Source organism: Streptomyces nogalater (genome assembly GCF_039532885.1).
GTDB lineage: Bacteria > Actinomycetota > Actinomycetes > Streptomycetales > Streptomycetaceae > Streptomyces > Streptomyces nogalater.
Window position 1 is genome coordinate 222879 of record NZ_BAAASM010000009.1, and the last position, 15943, is coordinate 238821.

Here is a 15943-nt window from a genome sequence, read left to right on the forward strand (position 1 = left end):
ACCCGTGGCCCGCACCGTCCCCGTCATCGCCGCCGAGGCGCCCGGCACCTACCTGACCGGCGCCCTGTGGAACGCCAGCGTCAAGGCGATGGGCGACTGGCTCATGGGGTCGGCCGGCAACGGCGCGCCCAGGTTCCGCGCCCACCAGAGCACCGCCCAGTCCCTGGCCGACAACACCTGGACGTCCCTCACCCTCGACACCGAGGACTACGACTCGGACAACGGCCACAGCACGACGACAAACAGCAGCCGCTACACCGTCCAGGTCGCCGGCACATACCTCGTCATCGGCTCCGTCGGCCTCGTCGCCAATGCGACCGGCGCCCGCGCGGTCCGCCTCACCCAGAACGGCGGAGCCATCAACGGCACGTTCGTGAAGACGCCGGCGTCGCCAGCCGGTCACTCCCACGGCCTCGTCACCGCGACGCACGTGTACTGCGACGTCGGCGACTACCTCGAGGTGCAGGGCAACCAGGCCAGCGGCGCCGCCCTGAACACGAACCCTGGCGGCGACGTGTGCAGTTCGCTCTCCGTCGCCTGGATCACCGGCTGACCACCGGCCGGCCGCCGCACGCCGGCGGCCCGCCATCCCCCCACCGACCGCCCCGCGCACCCATCCGGCACGGGGCCCGCTCCCTATAGGCGGCACCACGTGTACCTCGCGTCCTCGGGCACCGACGCCCTCGAGACCATCTCCGTCGCCGGGGGAGCCCTCGGCACCGTCCTTACCGTCGCCGCCCTCGCCCGCCGCATCCGGCCCACCCTGCGCCGGCGCGTACACCGCTGGGACCGCCTCGACCAGCTCCTCGGCGACCCCGACTCGACACCGCCCCGGCCCGGCGTCCTGGAGCACGTCTCCGCGCTCCGGCAGGAGGTCGCCGATGTCCGGGAGAGCCAGGAAGCCGTCCGGGCGCTCGCCGCCGAACTCGTCCCGAACTCCGGCTCCTCCTTCCGGGACGCCTACAACCGCGACGCAACGTACCAGCAGCTCGTCAACCAGGCCCTCGCGGCGAAACTCGGCATCGAGCTGCCCGCGCCGCCGCCACGCATCGTCAGCCACCACGACGACGACGCGTAGACCCCGCACACCCCACGCCCGGCCGGCGCCGCCGCGCCGCCCTGCCCCGACCCATGGAGGTCATCTGATGCTCACCGGCATCGACGTCAGCTCCTACCAGTCCTCCACCCCCGATGTTGGGGGACTCTCCTTCGTCTTCGTCAAGGCCACCGAGGGCGTCTCCTACATCAACCCGAAGCAGTCCGCGCAGGCTGCATACGCGCGTGCGGCCGGCGCGATCGTCGGCTTCTACCACTTCGCCCGCCCTGGCGACGTGCAGGCGCAGGCGCAGTTCTTCGTTGACCAGTGCAACTCGGTCGACGGAGACATCCTCGCCATCGACTGGGAGGACCCCGGTGTCTCCTGCGCCGACAAGGACGCCCTGCTCAAGGCGGTCAAGAAGCTCCGCCCGACCCACAAGGTCATCCTCTACTGCAACCGCACCTACTGGCTCGACGTCGACACCACCTCGTACTGCGAGGACGGTTTGTGGATCGCCGACTACAGTCACCCGGCCGGGCAGCCCGCCATCGAGCACCCGTGGCTGTTCCACCAGTACAGCCAGGACGGCGTGGACAAGGACGTGGCGAATTTCGCCAGCACGGCAGACCTGAAGAGGTGGGCCACGGGCGTCCCGGTGAACTCCTCCACCGTCCCGCGGTGGCGGACCCTCCTGGATCATGTCCAGTCCATCCCCGAGCGGGTCTACGAGTCGTGGTCCAGCAACGGCTGGGACAACCGGACCAAGTTCGGGGTCGAGTTCGGCGAGGACGGCGTCGCCTGGTGCGTAATCTTCAACTGGGATATGTACCACGACGTCGGGCTCGACTCGGCCGTACCGAAGACCGACAACGTCAACTCGTTCACCTCCTGGGCGAAGGCCCGCGGCCAGTGGTCGCTGTACCCGTCGGTGGGATCCTGGGTGAACTTCAACGACGGCGCGCACACCGAGATCTGCGTCGGATTCGATGACAGGTTCGTCTACACCAAGGGTGGCAACTCCGTTCAGGCCGGGGCCCGTGACGCGGGACAGGGGAACGGTGTCTGGTCCCACCGGCACGAGCGCCGGGACACGGCCGTCGTCGGGTACTTCGCCCCCCGCTACCCCGACGGCATCTGCCCGCCGACCGCAGACCCCCGGGACCCGCGCGGCGGCGCCGCCGTGGCGTCGTACAGCTGGCCCGGGCCGGCGTCGGTCCCCACGAAGCCGAAGCCGGGCAAGCCCACGTCGACTGTGTCCCTGTCCAAGCTGATCAAGGCGGCGAAGACCGACCCGAAGGCCAAGCAGGGACACCAGACGTACGCGGCCGGCGTCCGCATCGTCGAGGCCGCGCTGCGCGCCGAGGGCCTGCTGGCCCAGAAGTACGCCGGTGACGGCTCCTTCGGGTCGGTCACGGTCGCGGCGTACGCGAAGTGGCAGCGCAAGCTGCACTTCAGCGGCAAGGCAGCCGACGGCATCCCGGGCATCGAGTCCCTCAAGGCGCTCGGCAGGAAGTATGGGTTCAAGGTCGTCGCGTAGCGGCTGGCCAGCGTTCCCGCCCGCCTCGCGCCAGGCCGGCGGGAGTGCCCCTCGCCCCTGCTACAGCCGAGCTACGGCGTCTGCCCGCAGGTGGGCGAACAGGGCCCGCACCGATTCTGGATCGTCGCCGTCCGCGACGAGAGACAGAAGCGTCCGCAGGACGTGCCGGGCGAGGTCGCCGGTCGCCCGGACGTCCTCGGCCGCGGTGGCAGCCCAACCTGACATCCCGCTCAGTGCCACCGACGTCATGTGCGCGACGAGGCCCTGCCGAAACTGGGCCATCGCCTCATCCAGAGCTGCCCCGTTCAGCTTGGTGATGCCCGTGATGACCAGGATTGTCGTCTGGACCCTGCTAGCGCCGTACTGGGCGACCAGCGCCGCCAGAGGCGTCTCGCTCGGCCCACCACGCATCAACGTGGCCAGCGCATCGTCGTTATCGGCCCATGCCGCTTCGAGTGCGGCGATCACCCGCAGCACCTGGTCCGGGGTCAGCTCTGGTGGCATAGGCAGCACCGTAGTCACCCGGTCCGGGCCGGGGCATGATTCGGAACGAACGCCTGTCGGACGAGCCGAATGTGGTATCGGCACGAACCCCCCAACCGCGGGGGATGGCGGGGCCCGCCCCTGCGTCCGATGGGTCGTCCAAGGAATGAGGACCGAGATGTAGAGCGGGCCCACGAGGATGAGAGAGAATACGAGTGCGGAGGCACCGACTGTGCTGCCGCACGCGAAAGCCCCGTCGGAGGTCGAGACCGGCGGGGCTTCGTCGTACGCGGTGGGTCAGGCGGCGGGGATGACGCCGCCGTCCGTGGAGACGTCGACGCCGAGGCGGGTGAACCAGCCGCAGAGGGCGTCGACGGTGTCGGCGCCGTCCCAGCCGCCTTCCTCGTCCTAGATCTCCGTCCTGATCCTGTTGTACAGGGCGACGATCTCCTCGCCCTCGGGGCTGGTCGGGTTGAACTTGAGCTGGTGCGGCATGGTGGGGCCTTCCCGGTCAGTCGGTGGTCTGGACGAGGTGCGCGAAGCGCTCGTCGGGCCCGGGCCCGACACGGATACCGGGCGGGTACTCCATGCCGGCCGTGGCGTGGCACGTCGTCGTGTGGTCGTCGCCATCGAGCTGGACCTCGAGGTACTGGCCGGCGAAGCCGACGATCACGCCCGGCCGGCCCTCGTGCTGCACGTTCAGGCCGACGTCGAGGTTGAGGCCGTAGTAGTTCCGGATGTGCTCTCGGCTGGACGCGATCCGGGTTCGGATGTTGCGCGCTTCCTCGCGTAGCTCCTCCGCCCGGTCCTCGGCGCGCATGCGGTCCTCCCATGTCGCGGCGAGGCAGGCGGCGTCGCCGAACTTGCGGGCCTGGAGCTCCAACGCGTCGGCGTCGGCGAGGATGTCGGCGCTCATCGGGCGGCCTCCTTCTTGGTTTTCGTCACGGTGTTCTCTCGGATCAGTAGGGCGGGAACCTGTCCAGCGCGTCGTCGTCGCGTGGGACGATCTGCTCGGGCCCGAAGGGCGGGACGTCGCTGTACCCCTCCCCGGAGGCCTGCGCGGGCGCGGAGGGTGCCGAGTCGGTCCCGTCACACAACGGGCAGCCGGCGTCGTTGCAGGCGTAGCAGTCGGGCTCCTCCTTGACGTACTCGGGGACCGACTCGATGTACCCGTCGACATGGTTACCGTCCTCGTCGAACTCGGGCACGTACTCGATGGGCATAAGGGGTGTCCTTCCGGATCGGGTCGGCGCCGCGGCGGTCCGCGGCGCCGGCAGGAAGTCTCTTGGGGGCGTGCTTCAGCTTGCCCGGTTGTGTAGCTACATGCAAGGGGTGGTGGTGGAGTTCCTCGCCTGGAGCGTCGGCGGACGTCCCTGCGGCTGACAGGGCGCCGGCGACGGGTCAAGGGCGGCCCCCGTTGTACTGCTTGCCCGGGCCGGTCCGCCGACGGGTACGGCCGGCACGGCGGGCCCGCGCCGCCGCGTCGGCCTGCTCCTGGAGCGAGCCGAACGTGTCGTTGCCCTGCCTCTTCCGCAGGTGCCGGATGTTGTTCGCCGGGATACCGACCTTCGGCGGCCCATACACGGCGAGCAGGTCCGACTCCTCCTGGCTGGAGTAGCCGGCCGCCTCCATCGCCTCGTCAGACGTGAACACATCGGCGTGACGATCGCGCTGGCGGTCGACGAGGTGATCTTCCCGGCCACCCAGGGAGTAGACGTACAGGAAGTTCGGCGGGCAGTCGGGTTCGACGAGCCGACGGAACCGATCGACGCTCTTGGTGTACGCATAGAACGTGACGGTTGGCGTCGCCCGGATGATGCGGAGCCAGGCGGCGACGTAGTCGTCGCTGTAGAAGTCTCCGCTGTCGTGGATGCGCACGTGGGCGCCGACGTACCGGCGGCGCGTGAGTTCCTCGGTCATCCGAGCCTCCCAGGCCGGCATGTTGTCGAGGAGCATCATCAGGTTCCGCTCGTGTGCGGCCAGGACGCCCCGGAACCGATAGGTGCCGGTCCTGGCGTAGCACAGGGCGACGCACGCCTGCGCCTCCGGACATGTGTTGTAGGTGCGGCCGTCCGGGAGTCGGCCGGCCCACGCCGGCAGGCTCCAGTTCCAGATGCCCTCACGGCGTAGTTCCGAGTTCTGCCGAAGCAGCCATTGGGTTGCCAAGTGCGGCCCCCTCCGTCGTTGTGGCAAGGCGGAGGGACGCCTTCCGTTCGGTCGCATTATGGGTTTGGCCTGCGACGAACGCGAATCTAGATGAACATGTGTGGCATGAAGCACAGGATCACCACAACTGCCGCCGGCATACTCGCCGTCGGAGCGCTGCTCGCCGGGTGCGGGTCGTCCGGGCCGTCCGACACTCAGAAGAAGTACGCCGACGCCGTCGCGGCGGCCGACCCGGACGACTTCGGCGGGATGAAGACCGACGACCTCGCGGGCACCCTCGGTGACGAAGGCAAGGAGCTGTGCGCCCAGTTGAAGAAGGGCGGATATGACGACGCCGTCTCGTACGCCAGGACCGGCTTCTCCGCGAAGGAAGCCGCGGCTCTCGTCGCCGCCGCGGTGCTCGTCGACTGCCCAGACCAGAAGGCCAAGCTGCCAGCCGACTCGTAGTCGTGGAACATACGGGTGCCCCCGGAGAAGTACCTCCGGGGGCACCCGTGCATATCGACCGCGTCCTCGTAGGCAGCGTGGCGATGGGGAAGATGGTCCGCTGCGGTGACGGCCGGTATCAGGTGAGTCCGGGTTCGACGGCCGCCACGATTTCTTCCAGATGGCGGGGCTGGCTGGTGCTGGGGATGGGCGCGATGTGGGGGCCCTGGCTGAGGAGCCAGTGCAACGGCTTCTGCGGTCCGTGGGCGCGGGCCAGAGCGCCGGCGTCCAGCGGCCGATAGGCCACGTAGGGGATGCCCAGATCCTGACAGAGGTCCACGGCCGGGTCGTGACTGTCGATGGTGTTGAGGACGTTCTGCACCGCGGCGATGGGCTGGTGCTCGATCACGCGGCGGATGTGCTCGGGCGTGACCTTCGACAGACCGATGTGCCCGATCTTTCCCTCTCCCTGGAGGGCCTGGAGCACGGCGATCTGGTCTTCGAGCGCCACCTTGGGGTCGACGCGGTGCAGGTAACACAGCTCCAGCCGGTCGACCGTCAGGCGGCGGAGGCTCGCCTCGACGCAGGCCCGCAGGTAGTACGGGTTGCCGAGGGGGTACCAGTTTCCCGGGCCGGGGCGGACCATGCCAACCTTCGTGGCAATCAGCACGTGCTCGGGATACGGGTGGAGCGCGTCGCGGATCAGGTGTTCGACGGTGTGGGGGCCGTAGGCGTCGGCCGTGTCGATGTGGCTGATGCCGTGGGTGTGCACGGCCTGGCGCAGGATGCTGAGCGCGGTGTCGCGGTTCTCCGGGTCGCCCCAGGTTCCGGCGCCGGTCAGGCGCATGGTGCCGAACCCGAGCCGCGAGACCCTCTTGCCGGCGATGGTGATGGTGCCGCCGGGCGGGGTGGTGGTCATACCGGCGCCTCCGTCAGGCAGAGCTGCATCGCGACGTGGACGGCGTGGTCCTGGCTGTCGGGATCGCTGGTCACCCGCTGGTGGGGGATGCTCTCGTCCTGAAGGAGGTGGTGCACGTGCCGGTCGACGAGGCGCCGGTAGCGGGGGTCGTAGGCGTGGCCCGTGTCCAGGGGCACGTTCTCGTCCAGCACCGTCGCGAACAGCAGGTCGTACTTCAGTAGTTGTGTGGAGGCGAGGGTGAGGAGGCGGTCACACTCCCGGCGGAGCGCCCGCTCGTCCCGGTACTCCAGGGCGGCGTGCCAGTAGGCGAGCGCGTCGTGGGGGGCCCGGTCGACCAGGACGACGTCGGCGCCCGAGGCGCGCGCGGCGATCTCATCGGCGATGCCTTGCGCGAGGATCCACTCGGTGGACTCGGCGGTGTGCCGTTCCATTTTCGGCAGGCCGGTCGCGGCGGCGCGCTTGCCGAGCCGGCCGGTACGGGCCACGGTGAGGCCGTGGCCGCGCAGTTCCATCTCGATGCGCCGCAGTAGCAGTGTCTTGCCCGTGGAGTGGGCGCCGAGTATGCCGATGCGGACCGGTGTGGAGGGGGTGTTCACCACAGGGTGGGGTCCCTTTCAGGTTCGGGGGCGCCGGGCAGGCCGGGCGGCACGGCCGCGGCGACCAGGTCGTCCCAGGTGTCGTAGTGCGAGGCCATGGCCAGCAGGAGCTGTGCCGTGGCGAAGGCGTCGAAGGTGGCCCGGTGCCGGTGGCCGGGGGCCTGGTGCAGGTCGGGCCGGACGTGTTCGATGAGCGTGTCCAGGTTGTACGTGCCGAGGCCGGGGAAGGTGGCCTTGGCCAGCCGCAGTGTGTCCAGGACGCCGGCGGGTTCCCAGCCGGGCAGGTGTGCGCTGAGCACCCGGTAGTCGGTGTGCGCGTTGTGTGCGCACATCCACTTCGTGCCCAGGACGGCGCGCACCTGGTCCGCGACGTCGGTCCAGGCCGGCATGGAGGCCAGGGCGGTGTTGGTCAGCCCGTGCACCCGGGTCGCGAAGGGGGTGACGGGGCGGTTCGGGCGGGTCAGCCACCAGCCCGCGGTGTTCGTGTCGGGGCGTCCGTCCCGGACGGGCAGCGCGGCGACTTCGACCAGGTCGGGCGGGTTGGCGCCGTTGCCTTCGACGTCGACTACGAGCAGCGCGGGCCAGGTGGCGAAGTTCATCGTGTGTCGGTTCCGTTCTCCGCCGTCCAGCCGATCGGGGCCCGGCCGTGCTGGCGGTACAGGTGGGGCTTGGTCCGGTCGTGGCACTGGTAGCCGAACCCGTGCTGGAGGTAGTAGCGGGGCGGCTCGTCCAGTCCTTCCACGACGATGGCACGGTCATTGACCTCAACGTCGCCGACCGCCCCCAGGGCGCGCGCCTCGCGGGTGACCTCGTCCAGGTCCGGTTTCTTCCACGCCTTCGCGCAGAGCTCGATCTGCTCGGGCGGGCAGATGTCGCACAGCTCCCGCACCCCGTAGTGGCCGTTGTAGTCGGCCTCGCCCCAGGCGTAGGCGACGCCGCAGCTCGTCTTGCGGAACAGCCGGCCCCAGTCCTGTACGCCGACGGCTCCCAGTTCGAAGGCGTCCAGGATCCGCTCTTCCGCCTGCTCCGGCAGGATCTTGCGCCGGGCCGTGTCCTCGTACGGCGTCGGCAGGCCGTGGCTGTCGTAGTACGCCTTGATCTCGTCGCGGAAGAACAGGCCCGTGAAGACGGTGGCGTGCGCGTGCAGGGACAGCTCGCGGGCCCGCTCGATGTGGCCAAGGGAGTCGTTGAGGCCGGGCACGATCGGCCGCCAGTACAGGACCGTGCGGTAGTTCTCGGCGTGCTCGTAGAGCATGCGCAGGCTGTCGGCGGCGATCGAGGAGTTGACCGGCTCGATCCGCGGGTCATCGATGCCGGAGTGGGTGACCAGGATGGTCAGCCGCAGGTTGCGGAAGGAGTTGAGGACGGCGCAGTCCTCGGTGCTCACCCGCCACCGGGTGATGACCAGGACGTGGTTGGTCAGGCCCCGTCCGTCGAGCTGGCGCAGCACCTCGAACACGTGCGGCTTGACGACCGGCAGCATCGGATCGGTGGCCCGGTTCAGGAGCTGGATCGGCGTCCGGCCGGGCCGGAAGTACGGGTGGTGGATGAGGGCTTCGACGGCGGCCTCGTCGCTCATCAGCCGCCGGGGCGTCTTCATCTCGAAGTTGTCGAACAGGTGCCGGACGCAGTAGCCGCAGTCCAGCGGGCAGCCGACGATGTGGTTCAGCGACAGCCCGGACTTGCGGTACTCGATGACGTCGGCGAGTCCCGGCTTCAGGGCACCGATCTGCTCCGGGGTCAGTAGCGGCAGCGGTCGGCGCCCGCCCGGTAACGGGCCGGGGACGAGGTCAGAGGTAGCGGTCAACGGGGGCCTCCTGTGGTCCGGATGGTCAGCGGTCCAGGTGCGTGGGCTGGACGGGAACAGCGGGTGGCGGGGTGAGCAGCGCGCGGCGGCGGGCGCCGAACCAGGTGCCGAAGTCCCGCCGTGCGGCCTCCGCGTCGTCGGAGGTGTGCACGAGGTTGTGTACGAGCCGCTGCTCGGCGAGGGCGGCCTCCAGACTGTCGTCGCCGAGGTCGCCGCGGATCGTGCCGGGCTCGGCCCGGGTCGGGTCGTAGTGGCCGAGGAGCCGTCGCATCCGCTGGTGGATGCCCGGTTCCCCGTAGGCGAGCGCGACCGTCACCGGCTTGTGCGCGTACACCGCGTCCAGGCAGGCGGGGATGTCCCGGCCGGGGAAGTGGTCGGCGTCGACCAGCAGGTCCCAGTAGTGCACGTGGGCCTGCCAGGGCTGGGCGGTGACCTGGAGACGGTGGGTGACGGTGACGCCGGCGGCCGTGAACCGGTCCAGGACCGCGTCGACCAGGCCGCGCGCCACCGCGTCCGGCTTGCACAGGATCACCGACCAGTGGGTGAAGTCGACGCCGGTCACGACCGTGCCGCTCTTCGGCTTGGTGCTCACTGGGCGCCCCCGGCAGCAGCGGCGGCGCAGGCCGGCCACCTGCGCTCCATGAGCCAGCGCAGGCCCGGGTCGAGCGCGGCCATCAGGTGCGGGTCGACCTGGGTGACCTCGTCGCTCTTGATCTGCCGGTACAGCTCGAACAGCATCACGACCTGCTGCCAGTACGGTGCGAGGGGGAGCCGCTGGATGGTGTCGAGGCTGTAGCGGATCTCGTTGGTCCGCAGCGCTTCCTCGTGGGTCAGGACCTCCGTGATGGTCGCCGCCGTGGTGTTCTGCGGCATCGCCGGGAACAGAAAGGTGGTCGGAGCCGGGCGGTTGTCGACCTCGTTCAGCACGCGGCGGACCCGGTTGGCGCTGTGGTCGTTCACGTGAGCCGAGCCGATGGTGTGGGTGTAGGTGCCCAGGGCCAGGCCGAGCTGGATGGCGGCGTACTCCTGGATCACCGTGAAGGAGAACACGTCCGACAGCAGCCCGCAGTCCAGGTCGTTGGCCCGCATGTTGCACACCATGTGCAGGTGTCCGCCGCGTGCCAGGAGGTGGAGGCCGGCCAGGCACGCAACGTCCGGGTTGGAGCGGTCGGCGAGTTCCTGCGCCGAGAATACCGGCAGGTAGGCCCGCTTGCTGTCGGTCTCGTGCCGCAGCAGCTCCAGGGCCTGGTCGAAGGGCGAGTGCTGGGCGCCGTCGGCCGGGGTGAACAGCGTGTACCCGTACGCGGAGCCGCCGACGTGAACGCCGTCCACGCTGCTGGCGCGCATCTTCGGGGCGTAGTGGCCGATCATCTCCAGATCGCGGCGGCCGGCCAGAAACCACAGCGCCTCGGCGAACTGGAAGACCACGTTGACCTTCCGCTCGGCCAGGTACGGCAGCCGCTGCCGTGGGTCGGGGAGCTGGAAGCTGACACCGAGCACTTCCAGGGCGCTGTTGCCGCGCGCGTCGATCCGGTGCTCCGGCTGCTTCGTCGCGAGCCGTAACAGAGCGACGTAAGCACCCTCGACGCTGCGGAAGGTGGTGGCTGTGAGCAAGGCATCTCCTATGCGATGAGGTGCTGCGTCCGATATCGGACACGGCGCGGCGGGCGGGGCCGCCGCAGGCGGGTGGGAACGATGCCCGGCGGCATCAGATCCCAGCTGCCTCCTGGGCGGAGCAGATCGGTGATCTCCTGTACCGACCGCGGCTCGTACTGGATGCCGGCCGTGGCGTAGATGCCGACGAGGTCCTCCAGCTTCGGTACCTCGTCGCTGGTGTCGTGGGTGACGGAGATGGCGCTGCCCGGCGGCAGCCACTCCCGCAGCCGGACCATCACCCGCTCGGCCACGACGTGATCCACCCACGGCAGCAGATCATGCAGGAGGACCCCGATCGGCCGGCCGCGGTCCAGGTGCGCGATCGTGGGGTGGTCGAGCAGCTTGTCGATCTCCCGGATGTCGCCCTGGGCCACTGCGGTCCGTCCCAGGTACTCGTCCCATACGGTACGGGCGTGCCCACACACGATCGGATCGGCGTCGACGTACACCACCCGCGGGTCGACGTTCACCTTGAGCGCGGCCTCGTAGACGGGCTCCGGCCGGGGCCCGTACCTCTTGGTGCTCCACCACATCGGCAGACCACATCCCAGGTCGAGGAACTGAGTGATGCCCAGGTCACCGGCGAGGACGCGGACGACCTTCGGACGGTGGCTGAGGTTGGCCCACACCGTCAGCCATAACCACGGTGCTGCCCGGACCAGCTCCACGGCCAGTTCCCGGTCGGCCACATAGTTGTCCGAGCCGCCGAGCAGGACGTCGTAGATGCGCGGAACGAACGGCCGGTGCGAGAAGTGCATCGAGTAGTCGGACGCGGGGTTCTCGCTCACGCTGCCCCTCCTGCCCTGTTGATGACGGCCGCGTAGGACTGGCCGCGTGACCCGTCGACCACGGGCCTGCGGGTGACCCCCCACTGGCTGGTCGGTACGATGCCGGGCGCCAGCAGCTCCCACGGAGCCTTCGGGTCGAGCAGGTCGGCGATCTCCCGCAGCGAGCGCGGCTGGTAGTGGATGCCGGCCGCCGCGTACCGGTCGGCGAGTTCCTGCATCGCCTCCGGTATCCGCTCGTCGGTGACGTGCGTGATGGCGATGGCGCTGCCGGGCGGCGACCACTCGCGCAGTGTGGTTATCACCCGGTGGGCGGCCTCGTCGTCCCACCACGGCAGCAGGTCGTGCAGGAGCCAGGCGATCGGCGCCCCACGCAGGCACGCGATGTCGGGATGTGCGAGGAGCTGGTCGATCTCCCGGATGTCGGCCTCGATCGCCGCGGTGCCCCGGTACTTATCCAGCATGAACTTGGCGTGCGCGTGCACCATCCAGTCGTTGTCGACGTACACCACCCGCGGAGCGTCATGGACACGGCGCGCGACCTCGTACACGGGCTCCGGCCTGGGGCCGCGCCTCCTGCCGGTCAACGCGGGGGGCAGTCCGCAGCCCAGGTCTACGAACTGGGTGACGCCCAGGTCCCGGGCGATGAAGTCGACGGCGAGCGCCCGGTACTCACTGTCGGTCTGCACCATCTGCGGCCACCACGGGGCCACCTCCAGCAGTTTCTGGGCCAGAACCCGGTCATCCTGGTAGTGGTCCACGCCGCCGTCCAGGTAGTTGTAGACCCTGGCGACGCTGGGCCCCGTCAGGACGCGGACTCCCGGCTGTGTCTGCTCCGTCATGCCGTTGCTCCTGTCGGGCTGGTTGCCCTGTCGTTCTCGTCGTGCACCCGGTCGTCCCGGCGAACGGGACCCGCCTGGCCGTACCTGATCGCGGTGGACCTCTGGCGGGTGTGCATGCACCGCATGCGTCGCGCGACGATGTCGTGGAGAGTGGGCTGGCGCGGTGCTCCGCAGGTCATGCAGATGGAGGGCCAGGGCTTCGACCGGCCCGGGAAGGGGCCTTGCGGTTTGTAGCCGGCGGCCCGGAACGCCGCGTCCGCCCTGGCGACGAGTTGGGCCTGGATCTCTTCCTGCGTCAGCGGCCGGTACGTGGGCGGGCTGACTTTCGCGGGCGGGGGGTACGCCTCGTATTCCGGGGTGAAGCCCCCGAAGAGGGTGCCGAGGCTGTACCACCGTTGCGGCTGAGTGGTCATGTATGTCTGCCCCCTTTCGGAGAGGGATGGGCATGCAGCAGGCTCTGGGCGAGCGCGCTCGTCAGCTTCTCGGTCTGCTCGATCGACAGGGGGTGCAGCACCAGGAGGTGGTCCGTGCAGTCGGCGCAGAAGTCGGCGCGGGCAGGGTAGGCGTCGACCTTGATCTCGTCCCCGCCGAGTTCGTCTCCCAGGAACTCAGCGAGGGCGTCGGCGACCACGAACAGCTCCCGGCCGTCGGCCGCCCTCAGCTCGACAGGTGGCCCGCCGAGTGCGGCCCAGACCGTCCGTGCGTCCGGGAGGCTGAGCTGAATGCCCACCACGTAGCCGCCCAGGTAGTGGGGTTCGGTGGCGGTGGGAGCGGAGAAGTCGAGGGCCTGCATGACCTGGGTCAACTCCAGGACCAGGGTCTCCGGCGGCGGCAGTCTGTCGACTACGGCATGCAGCAGCCGGTTCGCGTCCTGGTCGGTGTACAGGGTGACGAGCACTCCTCGCCCGTGCGGGCCGGCGTGCGGTGCGGCGTCGGCCCGGATACCAGCCGCGGCCAGGACGTCGCGGACCCGCTCGGCAGCGCGCTCGTCAGCGGCGTCGATGTCCCGGGCAATGAGCGTGGGACCGTCGTAGGACAGCACGTGGATCCATCCCATGCCCGTCGCATTGCGCTGCACGAAGTGTGTGCCGGGAACACGGAAGGCAAGATCCTGTAGACGTGTGGCGACGTCGCCTGGATCGCCTTCCGGGCCGGGGGGCGGGTCGACGTGCGTCTCGGTCATGACGACTTCCGTTCCGGCGACGACTTCCCGAGTTCACGCATGGACACCAGGGCACGTGCGACCAGAGCCAGGTCGATCAGATGCTCCGGCTGCCTCGCTTCGAAGAGGCTGATGCCCAGGGCCTCGCGGGCCCGCTTCATGACGTGCTCGGCGGTCGCCCTCGTCTCTCCCTGCATGAGGTCGGCCATACGCTCGACGTCGTCCGGCAGCCGCGGGATCCCGGTTCGCGGATCACCCAGTACCGCCTCGTACGTGCGGCAGATCTCGGCATCGCTGACAGTCCTCGAGATGACCGGCCGTCCGACGGGCGAAGCCGGTTCGGGACCGTCCAGCTGCCAACCGAGCACCGTCTCGACGGCCTCCAGGATCTGGACCTTGTCGGGAACGTCCGGGGACAGATACGTCATGCCCTCACCTGCTCCGTGGGCACCGGCGCGGTACCGGACGGGGGCGAACCGGGGCGCCGGAAGATCCCGCACTGCCAGCCACGGGCCACGGCCTGCCACCGTGTCCGCGCGTCCAGAAGGCGCATGATCACTCGGAGGCGGTCAATCACTCCGTCCTCCGACAGGCCGAGCCGCTGTCCGATCTGCCGGTTGGTATGACCCGCCGCCACCAGCTCCAGAATGTGCACTAAGGGCTCGTCCAGCCGGACGTATTCGCAAGGCCACAGAGTGATCAGCCGGTCGCGGACGACAGCGTTGATCAGTGGAGCGTACTTCGGGACCGGGATCCCTAACTGCTCGCACGCCCGCCGCACGTCACGATCGAGCGTCGTCCTTGCGATCTGCAGAGCGGAAGCCGTGTCCTTCCGCGAGTTACCTTCGGCCAGCAGCCTGACGCCGCGCAGGATGCGCTGGGGCAGGACCACGGCGCGCTGCGCGGAGGACGCTGTTGACTGGGCAGGGGAAACATCCGCTCTTGCTCTTACCGCTGGCACGATGTCCTCTCGGAATTGCAGGGGGTGGTCGGTCAGGTGGAACCGTCCGGCTGCCGAGAGCACGGGCCCCGGCAGCCGGACGGGGCTGAGAGTCCGGCCCCCGGTGGCCTTCTCCGGGGGGGACGGACGTCAGAGGGTGGAGCCGAGATGAGCGGCGTGGGGTTCCAGCCCTGGACAGAACTGGCGGAGGGCGTCTCGTGAGGACCCGACGGGGACGACACGGCCCTTGCATGAGTGGGCCGGACATTCTCTTCTCGGGGTGGCTGGCGGTTTGGAAGGCGTCGGCCGCCCGGGACGGGGTGCCGCGAGGTCGACGCTGGTCTACACGGTGCTCTCCGTCGTGGCCGAGCCGGATTGGCCGGGCGCAGTGTCGGGCACGGTGACGGCGGCATCGGAGACGTCATCCGCTGTGGTGGCATTGGCGATCGTGACTCCGAGGAGCACGTATGCAGCCAGGTGACCGACCGCGAGGACGGCAGTTACCGCTCGTCCCGGTTCGTGACCGCGGCCCATCACGAGATCACCTGCCGCACAGCCGTTCTCACGCATGCATGCAGTGCGTTGTACAGGTTCTTCGCGCTTGCGTGACGACGGCCTGCCTTGTCGGGCGGCAGCAGCCAGTACGAACCAGGCGGCTCCGTGCGGTCCAACCGCGGTACTCCAACGAGGCGGATGTACGGCAGCGTGCCGCCTAGACAGTCGACGCCGAGCTTGACGACGTCTGCGTCCTGCGGCCAGAGCCGGTCCGTGCCCGGCGGGACCATGACGTACAAGCACGGACGGTGGGGATCGCAGAAAACTGCGCCGTCCACACTCAGTTCGTCCAGCCGTCGCCGCAACACCAACGGCTCCGTGTCGTAGTTGTATGCCGGGTCGAGCACCTCGTACGGCACGCGCACTGCGTCCCAGGTCACGCCAGCGGTCAGTAGCGCCACAGCCTGCTGTGACCACTCGATGCCCGCTGTCTCCTTATGTGGGGCCGCTTGCAGGAGCCATGACTCCGCCGCCACGCGGCGCGCATAGTCCGCACTGGTCAGCGCCTGCACGACGTTGACGCGCGTCACCGTACTGCCTCGGTGGCCAACGTCGACGTCGGCATGGCCTCGGCAAGGAACGCGTGCCGGCCGCGCAGCCACTCGGTCAACGGCGCGGACTTTGTGGTGTCGGCGCATGCGGTGCGGGAGGTGGTTACCAGGCCATGGGCCTGGCCGTTCTCGATGTACGTCTTTGCGAGCGGCCAGTTCGGCCGGGCGCCCAGCGGTGTCGCGGTCGCGGTGTGGTCGATGACCTCGCCGATGATGTCCCAGTCGCGGGCTGCGGCGTACTCCCGCAGGCGGACCACGGTCTCGTCCTGGTCCTGGCCGGGCGGGATGCACGCGTAGAGCACCACGGTAGCGCGGGAAGTGAAGCCGCTCGCCGCTGCCGCGATCGAGCGGCGCCGGGAGAGTTCGCCGGGTGTCCTCGTCATGTCTGTAACGGTGCCGCTACAGATCGTGCTGGTACAGCCACGAGGCGGCCGACTCCGGGAATTCGCTGAACCCGAAGTCGGCCACCTCGTACGATC

Annotated in this window: 22 protein-coding genes; 4 read left to right on the top strand and 18 right to left on the bottom strand. The window is 69.5% G+C overall.

Going from position 1 to position 15943, the window contains the following annotated elements:
- Window positions 1-4 precede the first annotated feature (4 nt).
- The 3 genes from ABD350_RS09035 to ABD350_RS09045 all read left to right on the top strand — a co-directional run bounded on the left by ABD350_RS09035 (window position 5) and on the right by ABD350_RS09045 (window position 2576).
- Complete coding sequence (locus ABD350_RS09035) at window positions 5-553, top strand: hypothetical protein (RefSeq protein WP_344347301.1); 549 nt, start codon at window positions 5-7, stop codon at window positions 551-553.
- Window positions 554-652: 99 nt separating this feature from the next.
- Window positions 653-1078, top strand: a complete 426-nt coding sequence (locus ABD350_RS09040) for a hypothetical protein (RefSeq protein WP_344347303.1) — start codon at window positions 653-655, stop codon at window positions 1076-1078.
- A gap of 67 nt (window positions 1079-1145) precedes the next feature.
- The gene (locus ABD350_RS09045; RefSeq protein WP_344347304.1) at window positions 1146-2576 is read left to right on the top strand and encodes a GH25 family lysozyme; all 1431 of its coding nucleotides are present in this window, start codon (window positions 1146-1148) and stop codon (window positions 2574-2576) included.
- Between the two features lie 60 nt (window positions 2577-2636).
- Here the strand turns inward: ABD350_RS09045 and ABD350_RS09050 are convergent, their stop codons facing one another.
- The 4 genes from ABD350_RS09050 to ABD350_RS09065 all read right to left on the bottom strand — a co-directional run bounded on the left by ABD350_RS09050 (window position 2637) and on the right by ABD350_RS09065 (window position 5225).
- A complete protein-coding gene (locus ABD350_RS09050) occupies window positions 2637-3080 on the bottom strand; it encodes a hypothetical protein (RefSeq protein ID WP_344347305.1) in 444 nt (147 codons plus the stop codon).
- A gap of 490 nt (window positions 3081-3570) precedes the next feature.
- Window positions 3571-3975 carry a hypothetical protein gene (locus ABD350_RS09055; RefSeq protein WP_344347306.1) on the bottom strand — a complete coding sequence of 135 codons (405 nt, stop codon included), beginning with the start codon at window positions 3973-3975 and terminating at the stop codon, window positions 3571-3573.
- Between the two features lie 43 nt (window positions 3976-4018).
- A complete protein-coding gene (locus ABD350_RS09060; protein WP_344347307.1) occupies window positions 4019-4282 on the bottom strand; it encodes a hypothetical protein in 264 nt (87 codons plus the stop codon).
- 178 nt (window positions 4283-4460) lie between these two features.
- The gene (locus ABD350_RS09065) at window positions 4461-5225 is read right to left on the bottom strand and encodes a GP88 family protein (protein WP_344347308.1); all 765 of its coding nucleotides are present in this window, start codon (window positions 5223-5225) and stop codon (window positions 4461-4463) included.
- A 105-nt stretch (window positions 5226-5330) separates the two neighbouring features.
- Here ABD350_RS09065 and ABD350_RS09070 point away from each other — a divergent pair, with 105 nt between their 5' ends.
- Window positions 5331-5672, top strand: a complete 342-nt coding sequence (locus ABD350_RS09070; RefSeq protein WP_344347309.1) for a hypothetical protein — start codon at window positions 5331-5333, stop codon at window positions 5670-5672.
- Between the two features lie 118 nt (window positions 5673-5790).
- On the opposite strand, the gene ABD350_RS09075 is transcribed toward ABD350_RS09070, so the two are convergent.
- From ABD350_RS09075 to ABD350_RS09140, 14 genes are all read right to left on the bottom strand, one after another.
- Window positions 5791-6570 carry an aldo/keto reductase gene (locus tag ABD350_RS09075; protein ID WP_344347311.1) on the bottom strand — a complete coding sequence of 260 codons (780 nt, stop codon included), beginning with the start codon at window positions 6568-6570 and terminating at the stop codon, window positions 5791-5793.
- Window positions 6567-7166 carry an AAA family ATPase gene (locus ABD350_RS09080; protein WP_344347312.1) on the bottom strand — a complete coding sequence of 200 codons (600 nt, stop codon included), beginning with the start codon at window positions 7164-7166 and terminating at the stop codon, window positions 6567-6569. Before ABD350_RS09080 ends, ABD350_RS09075 begins: the two co-directional genes overlap by 4 nt.
- Window positions 7163-7765 (bottom strand): 3'-5' exonuclease, encoded by a 603-nt coding sequence (locus tag ABD350_RS09085; protein WP_344347313.1) that lies wholly within the window; start codon window positions 7763-7765, stop codon window positions 7163-7165. Before ABD350_RS09085 ends, ABD350_RS09080 begins: the two co-directional genes overlap by 4 nt.
- A complete protein-coding gene (locus ABD350_RS09090; RefSeq protein WP_344347314.1) occupies window positions 7762-8973 on the bottom strand; it encodes a radical SAM protein in 1212 nt (403 codons plus the stop codon). The genes ABD350_RS09085 and ABD350_RS09090 overlap by 4 nt, the downstream gene beginning before the upstream one ends.
- 25 nt (window positions 8974-8998) lie before the next feature.
- The gene (locus ABD350_RS09095; RefSeq protein ID WP_344347315.1) at window positions 8999-9565 is read right to left on the bottom strand and encodes a nucleoside-diphosphate kinase; all 567 of its coding nucleotides are present in this window, start codon (window positions 9563-9565) and stop codon (window positions 8999-9001) included.
- Complete coding sequence (locus ABD350_RS09100; protein WP_344347317.1) at window positions 9562-10587, bottom strand: thymidylate synthase; 1026 nt, start codon at window positions 10585-10587, stop codon at window positions 9562-9564. The genes ABD350_RS09095 and ABD350_RS09100 overlap by 4 nt, the downstream gene beginning before the upstream one ends.
- An 8-nt stretch (window positions 10588-10595) precedes the next feature.
- Window positions 10596-11417, bottom strand: a complete 822-nt coding sequence (locus ABD350_RS09105) for an SAM-dependent methyltransferase (protein ID WP_344347318.1) — start codon at window positions 11415-11417, stop codon at window positions 10596-10598.
- The gene (locus tag ABD350_RS09110; RefSeq protein WP_344347319.1) at window positions 11414-12256 is read right to left on the bottom strand and encodes an SAM-dependent methyltransferase; all 843 of its coding nucleotides are present in this window, start codon (window positions 12254-12256) and stop codon (window positions 11414-11416) included. Before ABD350_RS09110 ends, ABD350_RS09105 begins: the two co-directional genes overlap by 4 nt.
- Complete coding sequence (locus ABD350_RS09115) at window positions 12253-12669, bottom strand: hypothetical protein (protein WP_344347320.1); 417 nt, start codon at window positions 12667-12669, stop codon at window positions 12253-12255. The genes ABD350_RS09110 and ABD350_RS09115 overlap by 4 nt, the downstream gene beginning before the upstream one ends.
- Window positions 12666-13313, bottom strand: a complete 648-nt coding sequence (locus ABD350_RS09120; protein ID WP_344347321.1) for a hypothetical protein — start codon at window positions 13311-13313, stop codon at window positions 12666-12668. Before ABD350_RS09120 ends, ABD350_RS09115 begins: the two co-directional genes overlap by 4 nt.
- Window positions 13314-13435: 122 nt before the next feature.
- Window positions 13436-13846 carry a hypothetical protein gene (locus ABD350_RS09125; protein WP_344347322.1) on the bottom strand — a complete coding sequence of 137 codons (411 nt, stop codon included), beginning with the start codon at window positions 13844-13846 and terminating at the stop codon, window positions 13436-13438.
- Window positions 13843-14310, bottom strand: coding sequence for a LuxR C-terminal-related transcriptional regulator (locus tag ABD350_RS09130; RefSeq protein ID WP_344347323.1), 468 nt, complete (start codon window positions 14308-14310; stop codon window positions 13843-13845). The genes ABD350_RS09125 and ABD350_RS09130 overlap by 4 nt, the downstream gene beginning before the upstream one ends.
- A gap of 581 nt (window positions 14311-14891) precedes the next feature.
- A complete protein-coding gene (locus ABD350_RS09135) occupies window positions 14892-15443 on the bottom strand; it encodes a hypothetical protein (protein WP_344347324.1) in 552 nt (183 codons plus the stop codon).
- On the bottom strand, window positions 15440-15847 hold the full coding sequence (locus tag ABD350_RS09140) for a serine integrase family protein (protein ID WP_344347325.1): 408 nt from the start codon (window positions 15845-15847) through the stop codon (window positions 15440-15442). Before ABD350_RS09140 ends, ABD350_RS09135 begins: the two co-directional genes overlap by 4 nt.
- Window positions 15848-15943 lie beyond the last annotated feature (96 nt).

Excerpts from the sequence above, each read along its gene's own strand:
- ABD350_RS09045 (WP_344347304.1), top strand. The coding sequence starts at position 1,146 with ATGCTCACCGGCATCGACGTCAGCTCCTACCAGTCCTCCACCCCCGAT.
- ABD350_RS09050 (WP_344347305.1), bottom strand. The coding sequence starts at position 3,080 with ATGCCACCAGAGCTGACCCCGGACCAGGTGCTGCGGGTGATCGCCGCA.
- ABD350_RS09055 (WP_344347306.1), bottom strand. The coding sequence starts at position 3,975 with ATGAGCGCCGACATCCTCGCCGACGCCGACGCGTTGGAGCTCCAGGCC.
- ABD350_RS09060 (WP_344347307.1), bottom strand. The coding sequence starts at position 4,282 with ATGCCCATCGAGTACGTGCCCGAGTTCGACGAGGACGGTAACCATGTC.
- ABD350_RS09070 (WP_344347309.1), top strand. The coding sequence starts at position 5,331 with ATGAAGCACAGGATCACCACAACTGCCGCCGGCATACTCGCCGTCGGA.
- ABD350_RS09075 (WP_344347311.1), bottom strand. The coding sequence starts at position 6,570 with ATGACCACCACCCCGCCCGGCGGCACCATCACCATCGCCGGCAAGAGG.
- ABD350_RS09085 (WP_344347313.1), bottom strand. The coding sequence starts at position 7,765 with ATGAACTTCGCCACCTGGCCCGCGCTGCTCGTAGTCGACGTCGAAGGC.
- ABD350_RS09110 (WP_344347319.1), bottom strand. The coding sequence starts at position 12,256 with ATGACGGAGCAGACACAGCCGGGAGTCCGCGTCCTGACGGGGCCCAGC.
- ABD350_RS09115 (WP_344347320.1), bottom strand. The coding sequence starts at position 12,669 with ATGACCACTCAGCCGCAACGGTGGTACAGCCTCGGCACCCTCTTCGGG.
- ABD350_RS09120 (WP_344347321.1), bottom strand. The coding sequence starts at position 13,313 with ATGGGATGGATCCACGTGCTGTCCTACGACGGTCCCACGCTCATTGCC.
- ABD350_RS09125 (WP_344347322.1), bottom strand. The coding sequence starts at position 13,846 with ATGACGTATCTGTCCCCGGACGTTCCCGACAAGGTCCAGATCCTGGAG.
- ABD350_RS09140 (WP_344347325.1), bottom strand. The coding sequence starts at position 15,847 with ATGACGAGGACACCCGGCGAACTCTCCCGGCGCCGCTCGATCGCGGCA.